Annotated in this window: 21 protein-coding genes; 8 read left to right on the top strand and 13 right to left on the bottom strand. The window is 68.9% G+C overall.

Annotation, left to right across the window (positions count from 1 at the left end):
* The first annotated feature begins 231 nt into the window (after positions 1-231).
* Positions 232-1,521 (top strand): MalY/PatB family protein, encoded by a 1,290-nt coding sequence (locus tag PQI23_RS08145; protein ID WP_339973357.1) that lies wholly within the window; start codon positions 232-234, stop codon positions 1,519-1,521.
* On the top strand, positions 1,518-2,909 hold the full coding sequence (locus PQI23_RS08150; RefSeq protein WP_339973359.1) for an O-acetylhomoserine aminocarboxypropyltransferase/cysteine synthase family protein: 1,392 nt from the start codon (positions 1,518-1,520) through the stop codon (positions 2,907-2,909). Before PQI23_RS08145 ends, PQI23_RS08150 begins: the two co-directional genes overlap by 4 nt.
* 27 nt (positions 2,910-2,936) lie before the next feature.
* Here PQI23_RS08150 and panB read toward each other — a convergent pair whose 3' ends face one another.
* Genes panB through PQI23_RS08175 form a run of 5 tightly spaced genes read right to left on the bottom strand, consistent with a single transcriptional unit; the run spans position 2,937 to position 6,784 of the window.
* Positions 2,937-3,812 (bottom strand): 3-methyl-2-oxobutanoate hydroxymethyltransferase, encoded by an 876-nt coding sequence (gene panB / locus PQI23_RS08155; protein ID WP_339973361.1) that lies wholly within the window; start codon positions 3,810-3,812, stop codon positions 2,937-2,939.
* Position 3,813: 1 nt separating this feature from the next.
* Positions 3,814-4,686, bottom strand: a complete 873-nt coding sequence (gene panC, locus PQI23_RS08160; protein ID WP_339973363.1) for a pantoate--beta-alanine ligase — start codon at positions 4,684-4,686, stop codon at positions 3,814-3,816.
* Positions 4,687-4,716: 30 nt separating this feature from the next.
* Positions 4,717-5,907: a UDP-N-acetylmuramate dehydrogenase gene (locus PQI23_RS08165; protein ID WP_339973366.1), complete on the bottom strand. Its 1,191-nt coding sequence runs from the start codon at positions 5,905-5,907 to the stop codon at positions 4,717-4,719.
* On the bottom strand, positions 5,907-6,332 hold the full coding sequence (locus PQI23_RS08170) for a MaoC/PaaZ C-terminal domain-containing protein (protein ID WP_339973369.1): 426 nt from the start codon (positions 6,330-6,332) through the stop codon (positions 5,907-5,909). Before PQI23_RS08170 ends, PQI23_RS08165 begins: the two co-directional genes overlap by 1 nt.
* Positions 6,329-6,784, bottom strand: coding sequence for an FAS1-like dehydratase domain-containing protein (locus PQI23_RS08175; RefSeq protein ID WP_339973371.1), 456 nt, complete (start codon positions 6,782-6,784; stop codon positions 6,329-6,331). The genes PQI23_RS08170 and PQI23_RS08175 overlap by 4 nt, the downstream gene beginning before the upstream one ends.
* Positions 6,785-6,905: 121 nt before the next feature.
* On the opposite strand from PQI23_RS08175, the gene PQI23_RS08180 reads away from it, so the two are divergent.
* A complete protein-coding gene (locus PQI23_RS08180) occupies positions 6,906-8,672 on the top strand; it encodes an acetyl/propionyl/methylcrotonyl-CoA carboxylase subunit alpha (protein ID WP_339973373.1) in 1,767 nt (588 codons plus the stop codon).
* Between the two features lie 70 nt (positions 8,673-8,742).
* Complete coding sequence (locus PQI23_RS08185; RefSeq protein WP_339973375.1) at positions 8,743-9,729, top strand: LLM class flavin-dependent oxidoreductase; 987 nt, start codon at positions 8,743-8,745, stop codon at positions 9,727-9,729.
* Positions 9,730-9,994: 265 nt separating this feature from the next.
* On the opposite strand, the gene PQI23_RS08190 is transcribed toward PQI23_RS08185, so the two are convergent.
* The 5 genes from PQI23_RS08190 to PQI23_RS08210 all read right to left on the bottom strand — a co-directional run bounded on the left by PQI23_RS08190 (position 9,995) and on the right by PQI23_RS08210 (position 15,339).
* On the bottom strand, positions 9,995-11,077 hold the full coding sequence (locus tag PQI23_RS08190; protein WP_339973377.1) for an aromatic acid exporter family protein: 1,083 nt from the start codon (positions 11,075-11,077) through the stop codon (positions 9,995-9,997).
* A 122-nt stretch (positions 11,078-11,199) separates the two neighbouring features.
* Positions 11,200-11,502 carry a biopolymer transporter Tol gene (locus tag PQI23_RS08195; RefSeq protein WP_339973379.1) on the bottom strand — a complete coding sequence of 101 codons (303 nt, stop codon included), beginning with the start codon at positions 11,500-11,502 and terminating at the stop codon, positions 11,200-11,202.
* Positions 11,502-13,067 carry an MFS transporter gene (locus tag PQI23_RS08200; protein ID WP_339973381.1) on the bottom strand — a complete coding sequence of 522 codons (1,566 nt, stop codon included), beginning with the start codon at positions 13,065-13,067 and terminating at the stop codon, positions 11,502-11,504. Before PQI23_RS08200 ends, PQI23_RS08195 begins: the two co-directional genes overlap by 1 nt.
* A 100-nt stretch (positions 13,068-13,167) precedes the next feature.
* Complete coding sequence (locus PQI23_RS08205) at positions 13,168-13,674, bottom strand: MarR family winged helix-turn-helix transcriptional regulator (protein ID WP_339973383.1); 507 nt, start codon at positions 13,672-13,674, stop codon at positions 13,168-13,170.
* Positions 13,675-13,734: 60 nt separating this feature from the next.
* Positions 13,735-15,339 (bottom strand): SDR family oxidoreductase, encoded by a 1,605-nt coding sequence (locus PQI23_RS08210; protein ID WP_339973469.1) that lies wholly within the window; start codon positions 15,337-15,339, stop codon positions 13,735-13,737.
* 1,030 nt (positions 15,340-16,369) lie between these two features.
* Here PQI23_RS08210 and PQI23_RS08215 point away from each other — a divergent pair.
* The 3 genes from PQI23_RS08215 (at position 16,370) to PQI23_RS08225 (ending at position 17,710) form a co-directional block, all read left to right on the top strand.
* On the top strand, positions 16,370-16,609 hold the full coding sequence (locus PQI23_RS08215; protein WP_339973385.1) for a hypothetical protein: 240 nt from the start codon (positions 16,370-16,372) through the stop codon (positions 16,607-16,609).
* A gap of 1 nt (position 16,610) precedes the next feature.
* On the top strand, positions 16,611-17,087 hold the full coding sequence (locus PQI23_RS08220; protein WP_339973387.1) for a BLUF domain-containing protein: 477 nt from the start codon (positions 16,611-16,613) through the stop codon (positions 17,085-17,087).
* Between the two features lie 128 nt (positions 17,088-17,215).
* On the top strand, positions 17,216-17,710 hold the full coding sequence (locus PQI23_RS08225) for a MarR family winged helix-turn-helix transcriptional regulator (protein ID WP_339973389.1): 495 nt from the start codon (positions 17,216-17,218) through the stop codon (positions 17,708-17,710).
* 36 nt (positions 17,711-17,746) lie between these two features.
* Here PQI23_RS08225 and PQI23_RS08230 read toward each other — a convergent pair whose 3' ends face one another.
* Positions 17,747-17,965, bottom strand: a complete 219-nt coding sequence (locus tag PQI23_RS08230) for a hypothetical protein (RefSeq protein WP_029608055.1) — start codon at positions 17,963-17,965, stop codon at positions 17,747-17,749.
* A gap of 286 nt (positions 17,966-18,251) precedes the next feature.
* Entirely contained in the window at positions 18,252-19,511 is a 1,260-nt protein-coding gene (locus PQI23_RS08235; RefSeq protein ID WP_339973393.1) for a ferrochelatase, read from the bottom strand.
* A 222-nt stretch (positions 19,512-19,733) separates the two neighbouring features.
* Between PQI23_RS08235 and PQI23_RS08240 the strand changes: the two genes are divergently transcribed.
* A complete protein-coding gene (locus tag PQI23_RS08240; RefSeq protein ID WP_339973396.1) occupies positions 19,734-19,904 on the top strand; it encodes a CsbD family protein in 171 nt (56 codons plus the stop codon).
* Positions 19,905-20,010: 106 nt separating this feature from the next.
* Here the strand turns inward: PQI23_RS08240 and PQI23_RS08245 are convergent, their stop codons facing one another.
* Positions 20,011-21,399: an aldehyde dehydrogenase family protein gene (locus PQI23_RS08245; protein ID WP_339973398.1), complete on the bottom strand. Its 1,389-nt coding sequence runs from the start codon at positions 21,397-21,399 to the stop codon at positions 20,011-20,013.
* Positions 21,400-21,409 lie beyond the last annotated feature (10 nt).

The following is a 21,409-nucleotide window of genomic DNA, read 5'->3' on the forward strand; positions in this document are numbered from 1 at the left end:
ATCTTCGGATCGGGGCCCGCTGTTGTGTGTTCCGGCGCTCCGCCGCATCTGCGTGCCGATACGGGCCGGAAGGCGTGTGACGTTCTGCACAGCGATCCGCGTTGCGCAACCCCTGCCCCACGGCATTGAGATTGCAGAACGCGGATCGCTTGCCGAACGCGCATTGCGTCAGATGACGGCCCGTTACTTCACGGTTCGCGCGCCACTTCACCTGCGCGAGACGATGGATGCATGAGCGACACCGACTGTGCACCGCGCCTCGCCAGCGCCGACCCGTCGGGAGTGCCGTTCGCCGCGCTCGATCCCGAGCTGCTGCGTACGCAGCGCACGAGCATCAAGTGGTCCCGCTTCGGCGAAGACGTGCTGCCGCTCTTCGTCGCCGAGATGGACTTCGCCGTCGCTCCCGAGATTCGGCGGGCGATGATCGAACGTGTGGAGGCCTCAGATCTGGGCTACATCGACGGCCCGGGCGGCCTCGCCGCTGCGTTCTCCGATTTCGCTCGGGATCGCTGGAGCTGGCACGTGCCGCACGATCGTGTGCACCTCGCCACCGACGTCGCGACGGCGGTCGTGGAGGCGCTCCGCGTCGGGCGCCCGAACGGCGGCCGACTCGCGCTCTCCACGCCGACGTACCCGGGCTTCTTCGAAATGCTCGAGGAGGTGCCGTTCGACGTCGTCGAGATTCCGCTCGCGCTCTCGGAGGCCGCGCCAGAGGTGCGGCTCGATCTCGCGGCGATCCAGCGCGTCTTCGCGAGCGCCGAGGGCGTCGATGCGTTCGTGCTCTGCAACCCGCACAACCCGCACGGTCTCGTGCACGCCCCCGAAGATCTCAGTGAGTTGGCTCGACTCGCCGCCGCTCACGACGTCTTCGTCGTCTCCGACGAGATCCACGCGCCGCTTACCTTCTCCGGCGTCGAGTTCACGCCGTTCGCTCCGATCGCGGCCGAGGCCGGCGCGCTCTCCGTCTCCGCGCTCTCCGCCAGCAAGGGCTGGAACCTGGCCGGCGCGAAGTGCGCCGTGCTCGTCGCCGCCGACGCGCGAGCCGACGAGCTGCTCCGCCGACTCCCTCCCGAGACGGTGACTCGCGTCAGCATCCTCGGCCTGCACGCGAACATCGCGGCCTTCGAGAACGCGCGGGCCTGGCTCGACCGAGCCATCGCCCAGGTCGAAGCGAATGTCGAGCTGCTGGCCGAGCTCGTCGCACGGCACCTGCCCGGCGTCCGGCTGCAGCGCCCGCAGGCGGGCTACCTCGTCTGGCTCGACTTCCGGGCTGCAGGTCTCGGCGATGACCCGTACAGCCGGATCCTGCACGATGCACGTGTCGCCCTGAACGACGGGGCCGCGTTCGGCTCCGGGGGCTCCGGTCACGTGCGCATCAACGTCGCGTGCGCGCCGCAGACCATTCGCGAGGCGGTGGCCCGCATCGCGTCGATACTTCCCGAATCCCTGCCCGCACCCCACCCGATCCCCGCACCCCACCCAACCACTGCACCCGTTCCCGACCCGGAGGCATCCCGATGAGCGATTCGTCCGCTGCACCCCCTGAACTCCAGCAGACTGAAACGGCTCAGCCGATCACCGACTGGGAGGGCTTCAGCTTCGACACGCGGCAGGTGCACGCCGGCGAGTATCCCGACCTCAACACGGGCCTCCGGGTTCCGCCCATCGCGATGTCGGCGGGGTACGTCTTCGATGACTTCGACGATCAGGTCGACCGCTTCGCCGGGCGCACCATCGATCCGATCTACTCGCGCCAGGGCAACCCGACGAACTCGGTCGCCGAGGAGCGGCTCGCCTCGCTCGAGGGGGGCACCGGGGCGGTCGCGGTGTCGAGCGGGCAGGCGGCGATCTCCTCCGCGCTCTTCGCGCTTGCTCAGCAGGGCGATCACATCGTCTCGACGGCTTCGATCTACGGCGGCACGCGCATCCTCTTCGGACGCAGCTTCAAGCGGTTCGGCATCGAGTTCGACTACGTCTGGGACGCGGCGGACGACGCCGAATGGGAGCGCGCCATCCGGCCGACCACCAAGGCGATCTACACCGAGACGATCCCGAATCCGCGCAACGACGTGACCGATCTGCGCCGCATCGCAGAAGTCGCGGCGCGGTACCATCTGCCGCTCATCGTCGACAACACCGTGGGCACGCCCGCGCTCATCCGCCCGTTCGAGCACGGAGCCGACATCGTCGTGCACTCGACCACGAAGTTCCTCACCGGGCACGGTGCGGCCGTGGGTGGCGCCGTGGTCGACGGCGGCAGCTTCGACTGGGAGGCGGCGGAGCGCGCCGGGCGATCCTTCCCGCTCGTCACGGCGTCGCCCCGGCCCGGCCTCGGCTCCATGCTCGACCGTTTCGGCACGGGAGCATACGCGCGCGCGGTTCGCGAGGCGGTCGTCAACGACATCGGCCCATCCCTCTCCCCGTTCAACGGCTTCCTGCTGCATCAGGGCATGGAGACGCTCTCGCTGCGCATGGAGCGGCACGTCGACTCGTCGCTGACCATCGCGGCCTGGCTCGAGCAGCAGCCCGAGGTGGAGTCGGTCGACTACGCGGGGCTCCCCTCGAACGCTCTGCACGGCATCGCGTTGCGCGACTACGCGGGGCGCACCGGGTCGGTCTTCGGCGTCACCGTGCGCGGGGGCCTCGACGGAGCCCGCGCCTTCGTCAACGGCCTGCGCGTGTTCTCGCGCATGACGGGCATCGGGGACACGCGATCCATGGTGATCCATCCGCTGACCTCGACGCATGCGACGTTTGCCGATGAGATCAACGACCGGCTGGGCATCACCCCGGGCCTGCTGCGGCTCTCCATCGGCCTCGAGGCGGTCGACGATCTGACGCGCGACCTCCGCGCCGGGCTGGATCGCGTGGCGGCGCTCACCGCGCCGGCAGTCTCACTCGCGGGCTGAGCTGTAGCGGGCCGAGTTTGAGCGGGCTCAGCTCCCCCGGTCGAGCCGCTCGGCTCGCCCGCGGTCGAGTTCGGCCCGGGCGGCGGCCAGCGCCTCGGCTGTCGCGGTGTAGCAGTGCTCGGGCGCCGGGAACGCGCCGGAACGCACCTCTGCCGCGTACGCTGCGATTGCCGCCGCCGAATCCTCGCCGACCTGCGCGTATCGCTTCACGAACTTCGCGGTGCGACCCTCGGTGATTCCGAGCAGATCGTGAGCGACGAGCACCTGCCCGTCCGCCTCCCCGGCTCCGATCCCGATGATCGGGATCCGCAGTTCGTCCCGCAGCAGCGCGGTGATCTCCGCGGGCACCGCTTCGACGACCAGGCAGAACGCGCCGGCCTCCTGCACACCGCGCGCCTCGCGCACGAGTCGCGTCGCGGTCGCTTCGGTGCGACCCTGCGCCCGCAGGCCGCCCAGCGCCGTAGCGGTTTGCGGAGTCAGGCCCAGGTGGGCGACGACGGGGATACCCGCCGAGACGATCGCGCGAATGCGGCTCAGCCGCGGTTCCGACCCGCCCTCGAGCTTGACCGCGTCCGCCCCCGCCTCCTTCACGAACCGCACCGCGGTCTCGATCGCCTGGGCGTCGGAGATCTCGGTGGAGCCGAACGGCACGTCGCACACGAGAAAGGCGCTTTCGGTGCCGCGGCGGGCGGCGCGGGCGAGCACGAGCATCTCGTCCGTCGACACGGGAACCGTCGAGTCGTACCCGAGCACCACCTGCGCGGCGGAATCGCCCACCAGTACCATATCGACGCCCGCTCGATCGGCCACCCGGGCCCCCGGGAAGTCGTAGGCGGTGACCATCACGATCGGTTCACCGCTCTCGTGCTTCCGCACCAGCATGGGAATCGTCACGCGCGGCATGTCAGCGCTCCTCGCTCGGTTCGGGCAGGGTCAGTACGGTGTTGTCGATGAGCCGCACCGATCCGACCCGCGCCGCGATCGCGCACAGCACCGGCTCGCCGATCTCATGCGCGGGAAGAAACGAGTGAGCGTCGACGAACGCCACGTACTCGGGCGTGATGCCCGCGGCTGCGAGCACGGCTCCGGCGCGCGCGTGCAGAGCTTCAACATCGGTCTCGCCGAGCGCGAGTGCCGCTTCAACTGCCTCCAGAGCGCGCGGGATCGCGGTGGCGCGCGCCCGATCCTCACCGTTCAGGCGCACGTTGCGGCTCGACATCGCGAGCCCGTCACTGTCGCGCACCGTCGTGCAGGCGACGATGTCGGTGCGGATCCCGAGGTCCGCGACCATGCGGCGCACGACCATCAGCTGCTGCGCGTCCTTCTGCCCGAAATAGGCACGGTCGGCGCCCGAGACGAGCAGCAGCTTCGACACCACCGTGGCGACGCCGTCGAAGTGCGCGGGCCCCCGCCCGGCGCCTTCGAGCGTCTCCGTCACGGGGCCGGCCACGTGCACGGTCGTCGCGAAACCCTCGGGGTAGAGCTCCGAGGCCTCGGGCGCGAAGAGCACGTCGACTCCGGCGGCTGCGGCGAGTGCCGCGTCGGCTGCCTCCTGACGCGGGTACCCCTCGAGATCCACCGCCTCGGTGAACTGCTTGGGGTTCACGAAGATCGACATCACGATGAGATCGCAGTCGCGCCGGGCGGCGCGAACGAGAGAGAGGTGCCCCTCGTGGAGCGCACCCATCGTGGGCACGAGCCCGACCCGAGCCGAGCCGCGCTCACGAGCTCCTCGCACTGCATCGCGAAGGCCCTGCGCAGTCCGGATGGTCTTCATGCGTCTCCCTCGGTCACCGCATCGCCGCGGCTACAGTTCGATGCCGTACAGATTGGGTTCCGGGACGAGGATCACGCCGAACTCCTGCTGCACGCGCTGCACGACGAAGCGCGCGAGTTCTGCCACGTCGTCGGCGGTGGCACCGCCCTGGTTCGTGATCGCGAGCGTGTGCTTCGACGAGATGGCCGCACCCGAGCCGGGCAGCCGGAAGCCGCGCCGCACTCCGGCCTGATCGATGAGCCAGGCCGCCGAGAGCTTCACCATTCGCTCCGGCGTCGGTTCGGGCACGCGCACCGGGAGGCCTGCCTCGAGCTCGGCGAACGTGGTGACGGCGTCCTCCGGCTCCGGCACGGGCTGCGGGAACTTGGGCGCGTTCTCCGGCAGATCGCGCGCGAACCGCTCTGACACGATCGGGTTCGTGAAGAAGGATCCGCAGCTCCAACTGTCGCGATCCTCGGCATCGAGCACCATCCCCTTGGACGCACGCAGCCGCAGCACGGAATCGCGCAGATCGCGGATCGGCACCCGATCCCCCAGCTCGACGCCGAGCGCGTTCGCGAGCTGCCCGTAGGCGATCGGCTCGGAGAGCACCTCGGGTGCTGCATCCGCGTGCCGTCCCGGGGAGGTTTCGCCGACGCCCAGCACGATGTCGATCGACAGCACGACGCCCTCGAGCCCCTGCTTGATCGCCGAGTCGCGGTACGCCAGGCCGAGCGCGTCGGCAGGGATCCGGCGCGCGTGACCCCGCTCGCGATCGAGGAACTCGATGGAGTGGAGCACATCCGACAGCTCCTGGCCGTAGGCTCCGATGTTCTGCACCGGGGCCGCCCCGGCGAGCCCCGGGATCCCCGAGAGCGCCTCGACGCCCGACCACCCGTTCTCGACGCAGGTGGCGACCAGGTGATCCCAGTCGTGACCCGCCTGCACGCGGAGCCGGATCCTGCCTTCGGGCAGCGCATCGTCCTCGACCGGGGAGATGCCGGTGGTGCGCACGAGCAGCACCGTACCGGGAAAGCCGGCGTCGTTCATCACCGTGTTCGAGCCGCCGCCGAGCAGCATCCAGGGCTCGTCGGTATCCCAGAGGCCCTGCGCGTACGCCACGAGCTCATCGGTGGCGTGGGCGACGAGCACTCGCTCCGCCGGCCCGCCCACGCGCATCGTCGTGAGCTCCGAGAACGGGGTGCCGTCACCCGCGGGTTCGGGTTCGATCTCGGGAATCATCAGGCGAACGCCGCCACGAGTTGCGCCTTGCCCAGCACGGTCGCGCCGTCGAACGTCACCTTCAGATCGATGCGCGCCGTGCGGGCATCGGCGTCGATCGCGCCGACCGTGGCAGTGACGGTGATGCGCGCGCCCTCCACGGCATCAACGGGCACGGGGCGCGTGAATCGGGACTGGAAGTCGCGCACGCTTCCGGCGGTGCCGAGCCAGTCGGTCGCGACGGATCCCGCAACCCCCATCGTCAGCATGCCGTGCGCGAGCACACCCGGGAGACCGACCGAGACCGCGATGTCGTCGCGGTAGTGGATCGGGTTGAAGTCGCCCGAGGCGCCCGCGTACCGCACGAGACGATCGCGGGTGAACTCGAGCTCGCGCTCGGCGACGACATCGCCTGTCGAGAGGGATGCGAAATCTGGGGTGGTCATGCGTTCTCCTCCTCGGCGGCGCGCACCACGAGTGTCGAAACGGCCGTGACCACGTGCTCGCCTGCGCCATCGACGATGTTGCTCGACGCGGTCACCATCGAGTGGCCGCCGAGCTGCTTGACCGCGGTGATCGTGAGCGTCGCGGTGAGCTCGTCTCCCGCGACGATGGGGCGCGTGTACGTGAACCGCTGGTCCCCGTGCACGACGCGGGAGAAGTCGACGCCCGCCTCATCGTCGGCGAGCAGCTGGGCGAGGGTCGCCTCCTGCACCACGACGGCGAACGTCGGCGGGGCGACGACATCGGCGAACCCCGCGGCGCGGGCCGCCTCCACATCGTGATGCAGCGGAGACGCGCTGAGCACAGCGCGCGCGAATTCGCGCACCTTCTCGCGCCCCACGAGATACGGAGCGGTCGACGGATACACCCTGCCTTGGATCTCTGGATTCACCACGCTGCAAGTGTACCGAGCGGCTCCGACGGCCGGAATACAGTCTGATTCCGGTAACGATTCGCGAAAAGGTTTGTGCCATATATCCAAGGCTCCGCCGCGGCCCTCGAATAGGCTGTACCTCATGTCGCGCATCCGTAAAGTGCTCATCGCCAACCGCGGTGAGATCGCCGTCCGTATCATCCGAGCTGCTGCAGACAGCGGAATCGCTTCGGTGGCCGTCTACGCAGATCAAGATCGAGACGCGATGCACGCCCAGCTCGCGGACGAGGCCTACGCGCTCGGCGGCACGACCAGCAGCGAGACCTACCTCGTCATCGAGAAGCTCCTCGGAGTCGCGCGCCGCTCGGGAGCCGACGCGGTGCACCCGGGCTACGGCTTCCTCGCCGAGAACGCCGACTTCGCCCGCGCCGTCATGGACGCCGGGATGACCTGGATCGGGCCGGGGCCCGACGCGATCGAACGGCTCGGCGACAAGGTGTCGGCCCGTCACGTGGCGGAGAAGGTGGGAGCACCGCTCGCCGCCGGTACGAGCGATCCGGTGCAGAACGCCGAGGAGGTGCTCGCCTTCGCCGACGAGGTCGGGCTGCCGATCGCCATCAAGGCGGCATTCGGCGGCGGCGGTCGCGGGCTCAAGGTCGCCTACGAGCGCGACGAGGTCGCCGAGCTCTTCGAATCGGCGACGCGCGAGGCGGTCGCCGCGTTCGGCCGCGGCGAGTGCTTCGTCGAGAAGTACCTGGAGAAGCCCCGCCACGTCGAGACCCAGTGCCTCGCCGACCAGCACGGCAACGTCGTCGTCGTCTCCACCCGCGACTGCTCGCTGCAGCGCCGTCACCAGAAACTCGTCGAAGAGGCGCCCGCGCCGTTCCTCACGGACGAGCAGAACGCGCAGCTGTACGCCGCCTCGAAGGCGATCCTCGCGGAGGTCGGGTACGTCGGAGCGGGCACCTGCGAGTTCCTCGTCGCGAAGGACGGCACGGTCTCCTTCCTCGAGGTCAACACGCGTCTCCAGGTCGAGCACCCGGTGTCGGAGGAGGTCACCGGGATCGACCTCGTGCGCGAGCAGTTCCGCATCGCCGAGGGCGGCACGATCGACTACGCCGACCCCGAGCCCCGGGGGCACTCCTTCGAGTTCCGTCTCAACGGCGAGGATCCCGGTCACGGGTTCCTCCCCGCCCCCGGCCCGGTGACGCTGTTCAAGCCCGCCGCCGGCCCCGGCGTGCGCATCGATACCGGTGTCGCCTCGGGCGACGTCGTCTCGGGCGCGTTCGACTCGATGCTCGGCAAGTTGATCGTCACGGGATCGACCCGCGAGGAGGCGCTCGAGCGCTCACGGCGCGCACTCGACGAGTTCGAGATCCAGGGCCTCCCCACCGTGCTCCCGTTCCACCGCAAGATCGTGCGCGATCCCGCGTTCACGGCCGCCGACGGCGCGTTCGGCGTCTACACCCTGTGGATCGAGCGCGAGTTCGTCAACGACATCGAGCCCTGGGAGGGTGAGGTGCCGCCGATCGGGCAGGACGACAAGCGCCGCAGCGTGACCGTGGAGGTCGAGGGACGCCGCGTCGAGGTGACCATGCCCGCCACACTGCTGCCGCTCGTGGACCAGGAGGTCACTCGCGGGCCTGCGCCGCGCCGCGCGAAGGGCGCCGGCATCGCCGCGGCCGCCGGAGACGGCGTCACCGCTCCGATGCAGGCCACCGTGGTCAAGGTGTCCGTCGGCGACGGGCAGGAGGTCGCAGAGGGCGACCTGCTCCTCGTGCTCGAGGCCATGAAGATGGAGCAGTCGATCTATGCGCACCGCTCGGGGGTCGTGGCGGGAGTCGACGCGCCGGTCGGGCAGACCGTTGCGAACGGCCACATGCTGCTCTCGATCATCGACCCCGCCTGATTCAGCCGAGGGCGGACTCGGGCCGCCTGCGCTGAGGAATAGGCGCTGATCGAACGGGGTTGCACTCTCTATGACTGCAACCCCGCTTTCGATTCTGGATCTGGCAACCGTCGAAGCGGATGGCACCATCGCCGACGCGTTCCGTCACTCCGTCGATGTCGCGCAGCTGGCCGAGATGAGCGGGTACCGGCGCATCTGGTACGCCGAGCACCACAACATGCCGTCGATCGCGTCGAGTGCCACGTCGGTGCTCATCGCCCACATCGCATCGCAGACGACGTCGATCGGCCTCGGGGCCGGCGGCGTCATGCTGCCGAACCACTCGCCGCTCGTCATCGCGGAGCAGTTCGGCACGCTCGCCGAACTGCATCCCGGCCGCATTCACCTCGGACTCGGCCGCGCGCCCGGCACCGACGGCGCCACATTCCGGGCGCTGCGCCGAACCTACGAGGCGGCCGAGGCGTTCCCGAACGACGTCGCCGAGCTGCAGCGCTACCTCTCGGACGAACTGCCCCGCAATGCGGTGAACGCGTACCCGGGGCGAGGTACGCGGGTGCCGCTGACGATCCTCGGCTCGAGTCTGTTCGGCGCGAGCCTCGCAGCCCAGTACGGCCTCCCCTATTCCTTCGCCTCGCACTTCGCGCCGCAGGCGCTGAAGGCGGCGATCGAGCACTACCGCTCGCACTACGTGCCGAGCGAGGCGCACCCCGAGCCCTACGCGAGTGCGGGGATCAATGTGGTCGCGGCCGAGACGGATGGCGAAGCGGAGTCGCTCTTCGCGCGCGCCGAAGTCGACCGCGTGCGCCGCTTCCTGTCGCGCGGCCGCGAGCGGGAGCTCACCGCCGATGAGGCGACGCAGCTGATCGACACTCCGGCCGGCCGGGAGATCCGCGGCATGATGCAGTACACCGCCATCGGCGGGGCCCAGCGGGTGCACGACGAGCTCGAGGCGTTCGCGAAGTTCGCCGACGTCGACGAGCTCGTCACCGTGCACATCGCGCCCACGCGGGCCGAACAGCTCGAGTCGGTGAGGATCGCGGCGATCCACGCCGACTGATCCGCCCGAAGCCTTACCGTGCAGCAGCTGCCGCCGCCGCACTCTCTCCAGCCGCACAACCGCCCGCCCACCCACCCCCGCGAGCGGGGTCACTTCGGGAGGGTGTTGCGCGGCGAACGCGTTGCAACACCCTCCCGAAGTGACCCCGCTGAGTGAGGAGCGGCGGAAGCGGCAGCGGCCGGAGCGGCGGAAGCGGCAGCGGCCGGAGCGGTCGGAGTGGCGGCAGCGGCAGGAGCGGCAGGAGCGGCAGTCGCCCCGACGCCCTTCAGGCTTCGGCGGAGCGGGCGTCCTCGATGCGCTCGTCGATACGGCCGAGCATGCTGCGCAGCGCGAAGACGATGGTGCCGAAGCCTGACTCCGTCGCGGATCGCTCGAAGACCTCGCCGACCTCCTGCACGGCGTTCGCGCTGCGCTCCCGTGTCTCATCGATGTCGACCCCCGTGTTCCAGGCGCGAATGTACTCGGCGATCTCGCCGAGCGCCGTGCCGAGCGACTCGATCGACTCGTCGGGGATTGTCACCGCGACAGGTTGATGCCAGATCGCTCCACCGAGCGCGTCGGAGATATCCGCGAGTCGCAGGCCGACGTACCGCAGCGCTTCGATGTCGGCGTCATCGCTCGACGCGTCGTACCGCCTCCACATCGCACGCGGATTGCCCCGGCCGCTCTCCTTCGCCTCGCGCACCATCTCTTCCGCCTCGTCGACGGATCGCTGCCGCCGGCGCGCATCGTCGAGCCAGTCGGCGCGATCCGGCGGCCACTCGGTGGTGAGCACGGTCGCGAGATCCTCGGTCGCCGAAGCGAAGTCGCTCTTCAGGTCGGCGATGCGCCCTCGTGCGTAGCCGTACATCAGCGGCGGGATGAACACGAGATTCACGACCGTGCCGACCAGCAGACCGATCGCGAACTGCGCGATGTACCCCGCGACGTAGGAGTCGGGATCGCCGGCGCCGATGATGACCACGAAGACCGCGGCGATGGGCACGTACACGCTGCCCTCGCCGAGCTTGCGGATGCCGGCGATAAGCATTCCGGCACCGGCGGCGAGCGGGGCGCGCACGTACCAGGGCAGTCCGCTCGCGACGAGCACCCATCCGATGCCCAGCCCGATCGAGATGCTCACGATGAGCTCGACGCTCGTGCGCACCGAACTCACGATCGTGGGCGCGACGCCGAGCAGCGCACCCAGCGGGGCGTAGTAGGCGTAGTCGTTCAGCTCGCCCGGCAGGAGCCGCCCGACGAGCCAGGCGACCGTCACCCCGATCGCGGCCTTCAGCGCAAGCAGCAGACGATACCGCGTGAAGATCGGTTTGGCGCGATTCAGACCGCGTCTGACCACGACCGTCACTGGTGACGTTTGGTTCGACTTCCCGTTCGACTTCCCGTTCGGCACCCTCTGAGCTTGCCGCAGCGGAGCGCGAGCGACACAGGCCCTTGGGATCGATCGGCGAACATGCTAGCGCGGCAGGATCACGGCGACGATGCGGTCAGACGCCGCAGCCGATCCTCCGCCCGGGCGATCCGGTCGCTCGCGCTCATCTCCCACCAGGCCGTACCTCGCTCTCCGAGGCCCTCTTTCGCGAGCTGGACGCGATCCCTGAGGGCCTCGCGAGCAGCATCGTCGGGGGCGGATCGGATGCGGGAGCGCGCGCTCCCGAGCTCGGACTTCAGGGGCGCGACGAGGCGGTCGGGCAGCTCGGGGTCGGTCGCGCGCCACCGTCGGCCGTTCACGATGATGTAGCGGCCGTCGGCGGTGCGTTCGGGCGCGGTCATCAGTTCGATGCAGGATCGCGTTCGGTGCGCTCGTCTCCGCCCCGCTCGCGGATTCTCTCGGGGAACAGCTCGTCGAGATCGAGATCCGGGTTCGTGTCCTGCCCCAGCACGAGCTCCTCGGCCTCCGCTTCCGTCTCCACGCTCGGCATGGCGCCTGGGAGCGGTCGCCGGGCCGACTCCTTGAGGAGCACGACCGCGACGAACCCGGCGATCGACGTGCCGATCACGTAGAAGGCCGGCGCGAGTGCCGATCCCGTGGCCTGCACGAGCGACTCCATGATGACGGGCGCGGTGCCCGCGAAGAGTGCGACGGAGAGGTTGTACGAGATGCCCATGCCGCCGTACCGCGACGAGGTCGGGAAGAGCGCGGGCAACGACGATGCGAGATTCGCGACGTAGAACGTGACGGGCACGGCCAGCAGCGCGAGCCCCAGGAGCGTCGACCAGATCTCGCCGTGCATCATGAAGAGGAACGATGGGACGGCCAGCACGATCGCGGTGATCGCGCCGATGAACAGCACCTTGCGGCGCCCGATGCGGTCGGAGAGCTTGCCCGTCAGGGGGATGCAGAGGGCCATGCCGACGAGCACCGGCAGGGTCAGCAGATTGCCGTGCACCGGGTCGTAATCGAGCGTGCCGGTGAGGTAGGTCGGCATGTACGAGGTGAGCGCGTACCCGACGGTGTTCGCAGCCGCGACGAGCACGAACGCCGTCAGCAGTTCCCTCCAGTAGGCGCGCACGAGGGCGATGACGCCCTTCGGTGCATCGGCCGACGCCTCCGCCGCTTCGGTCGCGCGCTCCGCCGCATCGCGGGCCTCCTGGAACGCGGGCGTGTCTTCGATCTTGAGCCGGAAGTAGATGGCGACGAGACCGAGCGGGAGTGCGACGAGGAAGGGGATGCGCCACGCGAAGCCCTCCATCACCTCCTCGGACAGGGTGAGCTGCAGGATCGAGACGAAGGCGGCGCCCAGGGCGAACCCCAGGTACGAGCCCATGTCGAGCAGGGAGGCGTAGAAGCCGCGCTTGCGGTCCGGTGCGTACTCGGTGATGAAGGTCGTGGCACCCGCGTACTCGCCCCCCGTCGAGAAGCCCTGCGCCAGCTTCAGCACGATGAGCAGTATCGGTGCGAAGACGCCGAAGACGGAGAAGTCGGGCAGCACGCCGATCAGGAACGTGGCGGTCGCCATCATGATCAGCGTGAGGGCGAGCACCTTCTGACGGCCCATACGGTCGCCGAGCTGGCCGAGCACGATGCCCCCGAGCGGTCGGGCGACGAACGTGACGGCGAAGACGCCCAGCGAGAAGAGCGCCTGAGCGCCATCAGAGGCGTCGGGGAGGAAGACACGCCCGATGATGACGGCGAGGTACCCGTAGATGCCGATGTCGTACCACTCCATGAGGTTGCCGACGACGGTTCCCGCGATGGCTCGCTTGAGCATGGGGCGATCGACCACGTGGACGTCGTCGACGGTCAGCCGCCGGGGCTCGCGCCGCTTCGGCTGGAAGCGCGAGAGCCATCCGCGCCAGAATGCTCCGGCGCCTTTCGGTTCGAGGGGTGAGGACATTCGATGCTCCTTCGGATTCCGCATCTCTCGAAGGCGAATGCGAGACCGCTGGTTCGGTGAGTCCGGAAAATCGGACGGGAATGAGGGTGTGGGGGCGGGTTCAATCGAGGTCGTCGAGATCGTCGAGGGCGCGAGTCAGACGCCCGAGCACGCGCGCGGCCGCCGCGGCGTCGTCCGCGTCGATCGTGTCGATCTCGGAGACGAGGGCGGCGTGGTGCCGCATGAAGATCGAGTCGACATCGGTGAATGCCGCCTCCGTCGGACGGAGATGGTGGGCGCGACGATCGGTGGGATGCTCGGTGCGCGTGACCAGCTGCCGCTTCACGAGACGATCGACGACATTGGTCACATTGGCGCTCGAGGTGCCGAGCATGCCGACCAGATCTTTCGGCCCGAGGTTGCGGCCGTCGCGCTCCGCCTGAACCAGGTAGCGCAGGGCGCGCAGATCGAGCCCGGAGAGCCCGGAGCGGCCGAGCGACCGCGCCTCCTGCCGCTGCTCGGCGCGACGCATGCGCAGCAGCGCGGCGGAAAGGGCCTGCCCGGCCTCGGTGGCGGGCCCCGGCGCATACAGATGCTCCGACTCGTTCGCGATGATCCTCTGCGGCATGGCTCCCCCCTCCGGTCCCGGCGACGCACTACACGATATTTTACACAAGTCGTGTGCAATCTATTCGCTTGACGATTCACCCACCCGCTCGCTCGTGACATCACCGCGCCGCTCCCCTTCGGCGAGACCGACGATGCGCGCGACCATTCCACTGAAGATGAGGCCGTGGAAGGGCAGCATCGCGAGCCAGTACAGTCGCCCCTTGAGCCCGCGGGGGAAGAACACGGCGCGCTGCCGGTAGATGGACCCGTGGGCCGTCGGGTCGACCGACAGTTCGAGCCAGGCGAGTCCGGGCACGCGCATCTCCGCTCGGAATCGGAGCATGCGACCCGGCTCGATCGACTCGACGCGCCACACGTCCACCGCATCGCCGACGACGAGCCGGGTTCGCGAGCGCCGCCCGCGCTGCAATCCCACGCCGCCGGTGATGCGGTCGTACCAACCGCGCAGGGCCCAGAGTCGCGGTGACGAGTACCAGCCGGTTTCGCCCCCGATCTGCGTGATCACCGCCCACACGGCCTCTGGCGACGCCGTCGATTCGCGCTCGCGCCGATCGGTGAAGACGGTGCGGCCGGCCCACTCGGGGTCGCTGGGCAGGGGCTCGCTCGGGGCGGTCACCCGGGCGTCGACCCAGCTCGTCTCGACGCGATCGAGCTCGATGCGCCCGAGCGCGAGTCGCACGGCTTCGCGATACGGCGTCAGACCGTGCTCCGGCTGCGGCAGGATCGCGTCGACATCGTGATTCTGCATCACGCATCGGTGCTGGAGCGATTCGACGAGCGGGCGCGCGATCGAGGTCGGCACGGGGGTCACCAGGCCGACCCAGTGCGACGCCAGGCGGGGCGTCAGCACCGGCAGGGAAGCGATGCCCCGTTGCGGCAGACCGGCCTCGACCGCGTACCCGTTCATCATCTGCCCGTACCGCAGCACGTCGGGGCCGCCGATGTCGAGCGCTCGATTGACGTCGTGATCGACGCGCGCCGCCGCGAGCAGATAGTGCAGCACGTCGCGCACGGCGATCGGCTGGATGAAGTTGCGCACCCATTTCGGCGCGGGCATGTAGGGTAGCACCTCGGTGAGGTGCCGCACCATCTCGAAGGAGGCGGAGCCCGATCCGATCACGACCCCCGCCTGCAAGTCGAGTGTCGGCACTCCGGATGCGAGCAGGATCTCCCCCACCTCCTTGCGCGAGGCGAGGTGCGGAGAGAGCTTCACCCCGTTCGGGTGCAGGCCGCCGAGGTAGACGATGCGCGACACACCGGCATCGTGCGCTCGAGCGGCGACGTTCTCGGCGATCTCGCGATCCTTCTCGGCGAATTTCGCACCGCTCGACATCGAATGCACGAGGTACACGATGATGTCGACATCGCGAACGGCCCGCGACATGGCGTCGCGATCCCCGGCGTCGCCCACCTGGATCTCGATCTCGTCCGACCACGGATACGCGCGAATCCGCTCTTCGGAACGCGAGAGCGTGCGCACCCGGTACCCGGCGTTCAGCAGTCGCGGCACGAGCCGGCCCCCGAGGTACCCGGTGGCGCCCAGCACGAGCACGCGCGGCGCCTCGCCGTCTTCGCGAGGGATCGCGCGAAGCGCTGCCTCCTCCCCCGTCGGCGCACTGAGCCCCTCGGTGCTGTCAGCCTGATGTTCTGCGCTACGATTCATTCGCACCCCCGTCTCCTCCGCGGAGGCGCTGCGCCTCCGCTGCTCGTCACCATCATTCGCCGTTTCTCGCACGGTCGCGACGGTCTTGACAGCATCGAGAATGCGGAAGTGACCGCCGGTGTCGACCGGCACGTTCCGCGCTCCGTCGAGCTCGCTGCCCTCGGGAATGTGCGGGTCGAAGCGCGCGTAGACGGAGACGATGCGGGCGTTGACCTGAGGCGCCTCGGCGAGGAGCACGATCGTGGGGTCGACCGGCGAGAAGGCGCGCAGCGTGCGGCCGAGCAGGTAGCGCGCGTATCGCGATCCGCCGAAGGGTGACGCGATGGCCACCATCGAGCGCACGCGATCGGCGTGCCGGCCGAATGCCATGACGTGCTTCCCGATGAGTCCGCCCTTGCTGTGGGCGACGAGCACCACATCGGCGAGCCCGGCCACTGCGAGATATTCGTCGACGATCCGTGCACCCTCGGCCACCGGCACCCGGTTGTTGCGAAGCGGGTCCAGCACGTGCACGGGGTGGCCGTCCCGATGCAGTCGGCGGATCAGCGGCAGCATGAACCTCCACGGCTCGTACACGCCGGGGAGCACCACGATGGGCGATCCGGAGCCGCTCAGGAAGTCGCGGGGCCCGGAGCGATCCCAGATCGCGCGGGCCTGCCACCGGAGTGCGTAGACGTAGTCGGCGGCCCACCACGCCAGTCGGCGCGCCATGCCCGTGCCGTCTCGCGCTGCGTCCCTCGACGATGTCGGGAGCTTCCCTGCGGATGTGGCGTTCCCGTTCGTCGTATCCCCCGACCTCTCAGTCACGCGGTGCCGTGACATGTCCTGCGCTGCTCCGCGGCTTTCGGCGGCAGCGTTGTCGTGCTCGTCAGCGACGGTATCGCGCTCCCCGCCGCGTCACAAGCCGTTGCACACCCTCGGCTCCACGCGTGCTCGCCGATAGGATTGCGGCGGACGCGCTCCGTCGTCTCCTCACTGCCCATCGTGTTCTGTGCGACTTCTTGTCGATGGCATTTATGGAAGGTATGCAATGAGTGTCAGTACGAACCGTCTCGCGGGTGCGATCACCTGGGCGAGGATCGAGGATGACTTCTTCGTCGGGAGCCGCGACGGCGAGTTTCTCGGATTCATCGATGTCGAGGAGTCGGGCCTGTACGTCGTGTGCGACCAGTTCTCGCGCCCGATCGGGCAGTACTCCGAACTCGACGGCGCTATGGCCGCACTGAGAGACGCGTCGAACGCCGCATTCGATGAGAGCGGAGTCGCGTGAGATGGAGCGCAACGTCACGTCGCCCGAGGCGGGTATCCGAACGTCTTCCGAGATGGTGAGATCGCTCGTCTACACGAGCGTCGCCACCCGACCCTTCAGCGACGCGGAACTCGACGCGCTGCTCGAACAGGCCAGATCTCGCAACGCCGCACTGCAGGTCACGGGCATGCTGTCGTACCGCAATGGCAGCTTCGTGCAGTTTCTCGAGGGCTCGGAGGAGCACCTCGCCGAGCTGATGACCGACATCTCCGCCGACTCGCGTCACACCGACGTGCGCGTGCTCATCGATGAGCCGATCGCGGAGCGGCAGTTCTCCAGTTGGACCATGGGGTATCAGCGCATGCGCACCAGCGGGAAGCCGGTGCCGATCGGGTTCCGCGATACCTTCACCGACCTCGAGCAGGGTGCCGACGATGCGACGACGGCTCGCGCCGCGCGCGAACTCGCCCTCTGGTTCAAGGTGCGATCCACGAGCTGACGGCCGGCACCGTGCCCCGTGCGCAGTGCACGAACGAACGCGTGCGCGTCCTGTACTAGTCGCGATCTGTATTAAAATCTGTCCTAAAATGGTCAGGGGACCAAGATTACGCGCGGTAAGGAAGTGTCGTGAAGAGCATCATCAGCAGCGAAGAGGAGCACCTGTACTCCACTGAGCCCATCACGGACTCCGCGCGCTCGCTCATCACTGCGATGCAGCAGTTGCGAGGCGCCCAGCAGCGGCAGGAGGCCCGCTCGCTCGATCACTCGGGATTGCACAGTCAGGATCTGCGCGCCCTGCGTTACATCGTGCAGGCCGACCGCAACGACCAGCCGATCAGCCCCAAAGATCTCATCACCATGCTCAACACGTCGAGCGCGAACGTGACGAACGTGATCGATCGCCTCGTGAAGAAGTCGTTGGTGACGCGGGATCCCCATCCGACCGATCGCCGCGCGCGCTTTCTGAAGCCCACCGGCGTCGCGATCAATGAGGTCGACGCGGCGTTCGAAGAGCATCACGCCGCGCTGATCGCGGCCGCCAATGGCATCCCGAAGCAGGACGCGGAGACCACGATTCGCGTGCTCGGCAACCTGACCGCGGCGCTCAACGAGGTGGCGTGACTCCGCCCCGCAGGGGCCGGGCGAGGTGAGCTTGCGCTACCGATCGAGCAGGCGCGGCCGCCTGCCCGCTCGGCGGTCGAAGTGATTGCGAACCTCGAAGTGGGCGCGCACAGCATCGGCCATCTCCTTGTCGAGCAACCACGGCTGATGGCTCGGGTGATCCGGGTAGCGCAGTCGCAGGAACTTGCGCACCCGATGCCCCGGGTGCACGCCGGGGTTGTGGCCGAGTTCTTCGGCGAGCTCGCTGGGACTCATCGGGTACTGCAACGCTGGTCTCCCCTCGGGCGCACGGCTCGCTGAGGGTCTGCCGGTGCGCCATTGATTGGTCGCCGCGGCCCGCTTTTCGGGTCCGCGGATCAAAGTCGCCGTCACCGACTCCCCCCGTAGCGTGCCAGGTGTCGCGCCGCACGTCGAGCGGCGCGCCGGTAAATGTAAGAAGTTGACTTTAATTCTTTCTTAAACCAAGTCCAATGTTCTCGTGAACGCAGCAGCGCCGCCGCACTCGTGAGCACGAGCACGGCGGCGCTGAGCGGCGGTCGGATCAGGGCTGCAGGCCCGCGATCGCGGGCTTGAAGCCCAGCCTCGGATTCTCGCAGCACCCCGGCCTGCACACGTCGAACCAGGGACCGATCGTCGTGAGGTTCGCTCGCTCCCCGACCGGGCGGCCCTCGAGACGCTCCTGCACCAGATCCACGAGCGCCCCCACGAAGGCGGGATGCACGCCGGGAGTCGGCACTCGCGTCACCCAGAGTCCGCGATCCGTCGCCGTTTCCGTCGCCTCCTCATCGAGGTCCCACATGACCTCCATGTGATCGCTGACGAACCCGAGCGGCACGATCACGACGGCGGTGCGCCCGTCGAGTTCGGTGATCGCATCATTGATGTCGGGTTCGAGCCAGGGCTGCGAGGGCGGGCCCGACCGCGACTGGTAGACCAACTGCCACGAGATCTCGGGGGCCGCCTGCGCGATGATCTCGGCAGCTGCGGCCAGGTGCTGCGCGGCGTAGCCGCCGCCGTCGGTGTCGGTGAAGAGCCCGGCACCCGACAACTCGGCATCCGCGGTCGGGATGCTGTGGGTGGCGAACATGATCTCGATCTGATCAGCGCTGTTGCCCGCCGCGAGCGCCTGCTCGACGCCCGCGCGCACGCCCTCGATGAACGGCTGCAAGAACCCGGGGTGGGAGAAGAACTGTCGCACTTTGTCGATGCTGAGGGTTTGCTGCAGGCCGGCGCTCTCGAGCGCGTCGGCCCAATCCTCCCGGTACTGACGGCATGAGGAGTACGACGAGTACGCGCTCGTCGGGATCGCGAGCATGGTGCGCACCCCGTCCGCCGCCGCCCGCTCGAGGGCTTCGTCGAGGTACGGCGCCCAGTTGCGATTGCCCCAGTAGACCGGAATCTCGACGCCGGCCGACTGCAGCGCGTCGCGGAGGGCCGAGAGCAGCTCGCGATTGTGATCGTTGATCGGACTCACGCCGCCGAAGTGGCGGTAGTGATGAGCGACCTCCTCCAGCCGCTCGTCGGGAATGCCGCGCCCGCGGGTGACGTTGCGCAGGAACGGCAGCACATCCTCCTGGCCTTCCGGCCCACCGAACCCCGAGAGCAGGATCGCGTCGTATGCGAAGGGCTCGGAGGCGTGCTCGGGCCCGTCCATCGTCGCCGTGGTGGCACTGGGCACGCGCGCCCCCGGGGCGAAGTGCACCGACGTCGCCGCGGGCGGCTTCGCCTCCCGACGGCCCGTGAGCCGGTACCCGGGTGCGGCCGAGGCGGTTCCGCTCGGCGATGCGTCGCTACGTTCCATATGGGTGTCCTCCCGTCAAACCTGCTCCATTCAGCATAGATCTGATCTATGAACGCGCTTGTCAGGCACCCGTGCCACTATCCACCCATTCGTCGACTCACGACCGCCCGTCGACACACTCTGTGAATTACAAAGATATTGTGTTACAAATTGAGTGTTGGAACGTGATGACCCCATCACCCTCGGGCGGGCGCCCGATCCAACCGACGAAAGGTGAACGTCATGGGACTCGACGACAAGATCAAGAATGCAGCCGAAAACCTCGCCGGCAAGGCGAAGGAGACCGTTGGCAAGGCGACGGATAACGAGAAGCTCGAGGCCGAGGGCCGTGCCGATCAGGCGAAGGCGGACCTCAAGCAGGCTGCAGAGAAGGGGAAGGACGCGCTGAAGTAGTCGCTTCCGCGGCGCCATCACCTGCCGAGCCCCTGCCAGCGCGGCCTCCCATGCGGAGGCGGCGTCGGCAGGGGCTCGGCGTGCGGGCGGGGCACGTAGACGGGTCCTACCCGGGAATCTCTTCGAGGTGCACGACTTTCATGGTCGACATCTCGTCGAGCAGCTCCGGACCGTACCCGAACCCCGCACCACTGCGACCGCGCGGCTGCGCGGCGCCTCCAGGCGCACCCCCGAATACGTTATTGATCTTGACGGTGCCCACGGCGAGGCGGTCGATCGCCTCGTGCGCATGACTCAGACTCCGCGTGAGCACCGATGCGGAGAGCCCGTACTCGTCGGCCGCAGCGCGCTCCAGCCCCTCCGAAAAGTCGGCTACCACCATGACCGGAGCGACCGGACCGAACGTCTCCTCGCGCATCACCGTCATGTCGGGTGTGCAGGCTTCGAGCACGGTCGCGGGGTATGCGCTGCCCGCCCCCTCGGGCACGACGCCCCCGAAGCGCACCCCGGCACCGCGATCCACCGCGGCCTGCACCTGCTCGTGAACGGACTGCCGCATGCGCTCATCCACGAGCGGCACGATGCGCCCCTCCGCGGTCCAGCGCTCCGCCTCCGCGGCGAGCGCGTCGATGAACTGCTCGGCGATGTCGCGGTGCACGAAGATCCGTTCGACCGCGGTGCAGATCTGGCCGCTGTTGGTGAAGGCCCCGATCGCCGCCTGCTCCGCGGCCCACTGCACGGGCACATCCGAATCCACGATCAGTGCGTCGTTGCCGCCGTTCTCGCGCACGAGGTGCGCTCCTGTCAGCGCGACGCTGCGGGCGATCCGCTCTCCGGCGTGCGTGGAACCGACGTGTGCGACGAGGTCGACCTCCGAAGTGCCGACGAGCATCTCGCCCTCTCGAGCGCCTCCCGTCACCGTCGCCAGCACGCCGGCCGGCAGGTGCTCGCTCAGAATATCTCCCAGCAGCACTCCCAGGTGCGGGCAGCGCTCGCTCGGCTTGTGCACGACCGCGTTGCCCATGCCCAGCGCGGCGCCGATCAGACCCGCGCTCACGGCGACGGGATCGTTCCACGGCGTCACGATCGCCGCGACGCCTCGCGGCTCCGGTCGCATGACGTCGAGCGCCGTACCCGCGCCCAGCAGACTGCGCCCCCGGTGCACCGGCGCCAGCTCGGAGTACTGCAGCAGCGTATCGACTGCGGCTCGCACCCCTCCGAGTGCCCCCTCCACGTCCCGACCGGTCTCGCGGTGATGGAGGTCGGCGACCTCCGCTTCGCGCTCGGCCAGGGCATGTGCCGCCGCCCGCAGCGCGTGCCCCCGCTGCGCCGGAGGAGTCCGCCGCCAGGCGGGGAGCGCCTCACGCGCACTCCGAATCGCCTGTCGGATCTCGGACTCGCTCGATACGGTGATGCGTCCGACGGTCGTCCCGTCGCCGGGGTTGGTGATGTGCAGCTCGCTCTCGGTGGTCGCGGTGATTTCGCTCTGGTGCACGCAGGTCCCT

The organism is Leucobacter sp. USCH14, from assembly GCF_037619215.1.
GTDB lineage: Bacteria > Actinomycetota > Actinomycetes > Actinomycetales > Microbacteriaceae > Leucobacter.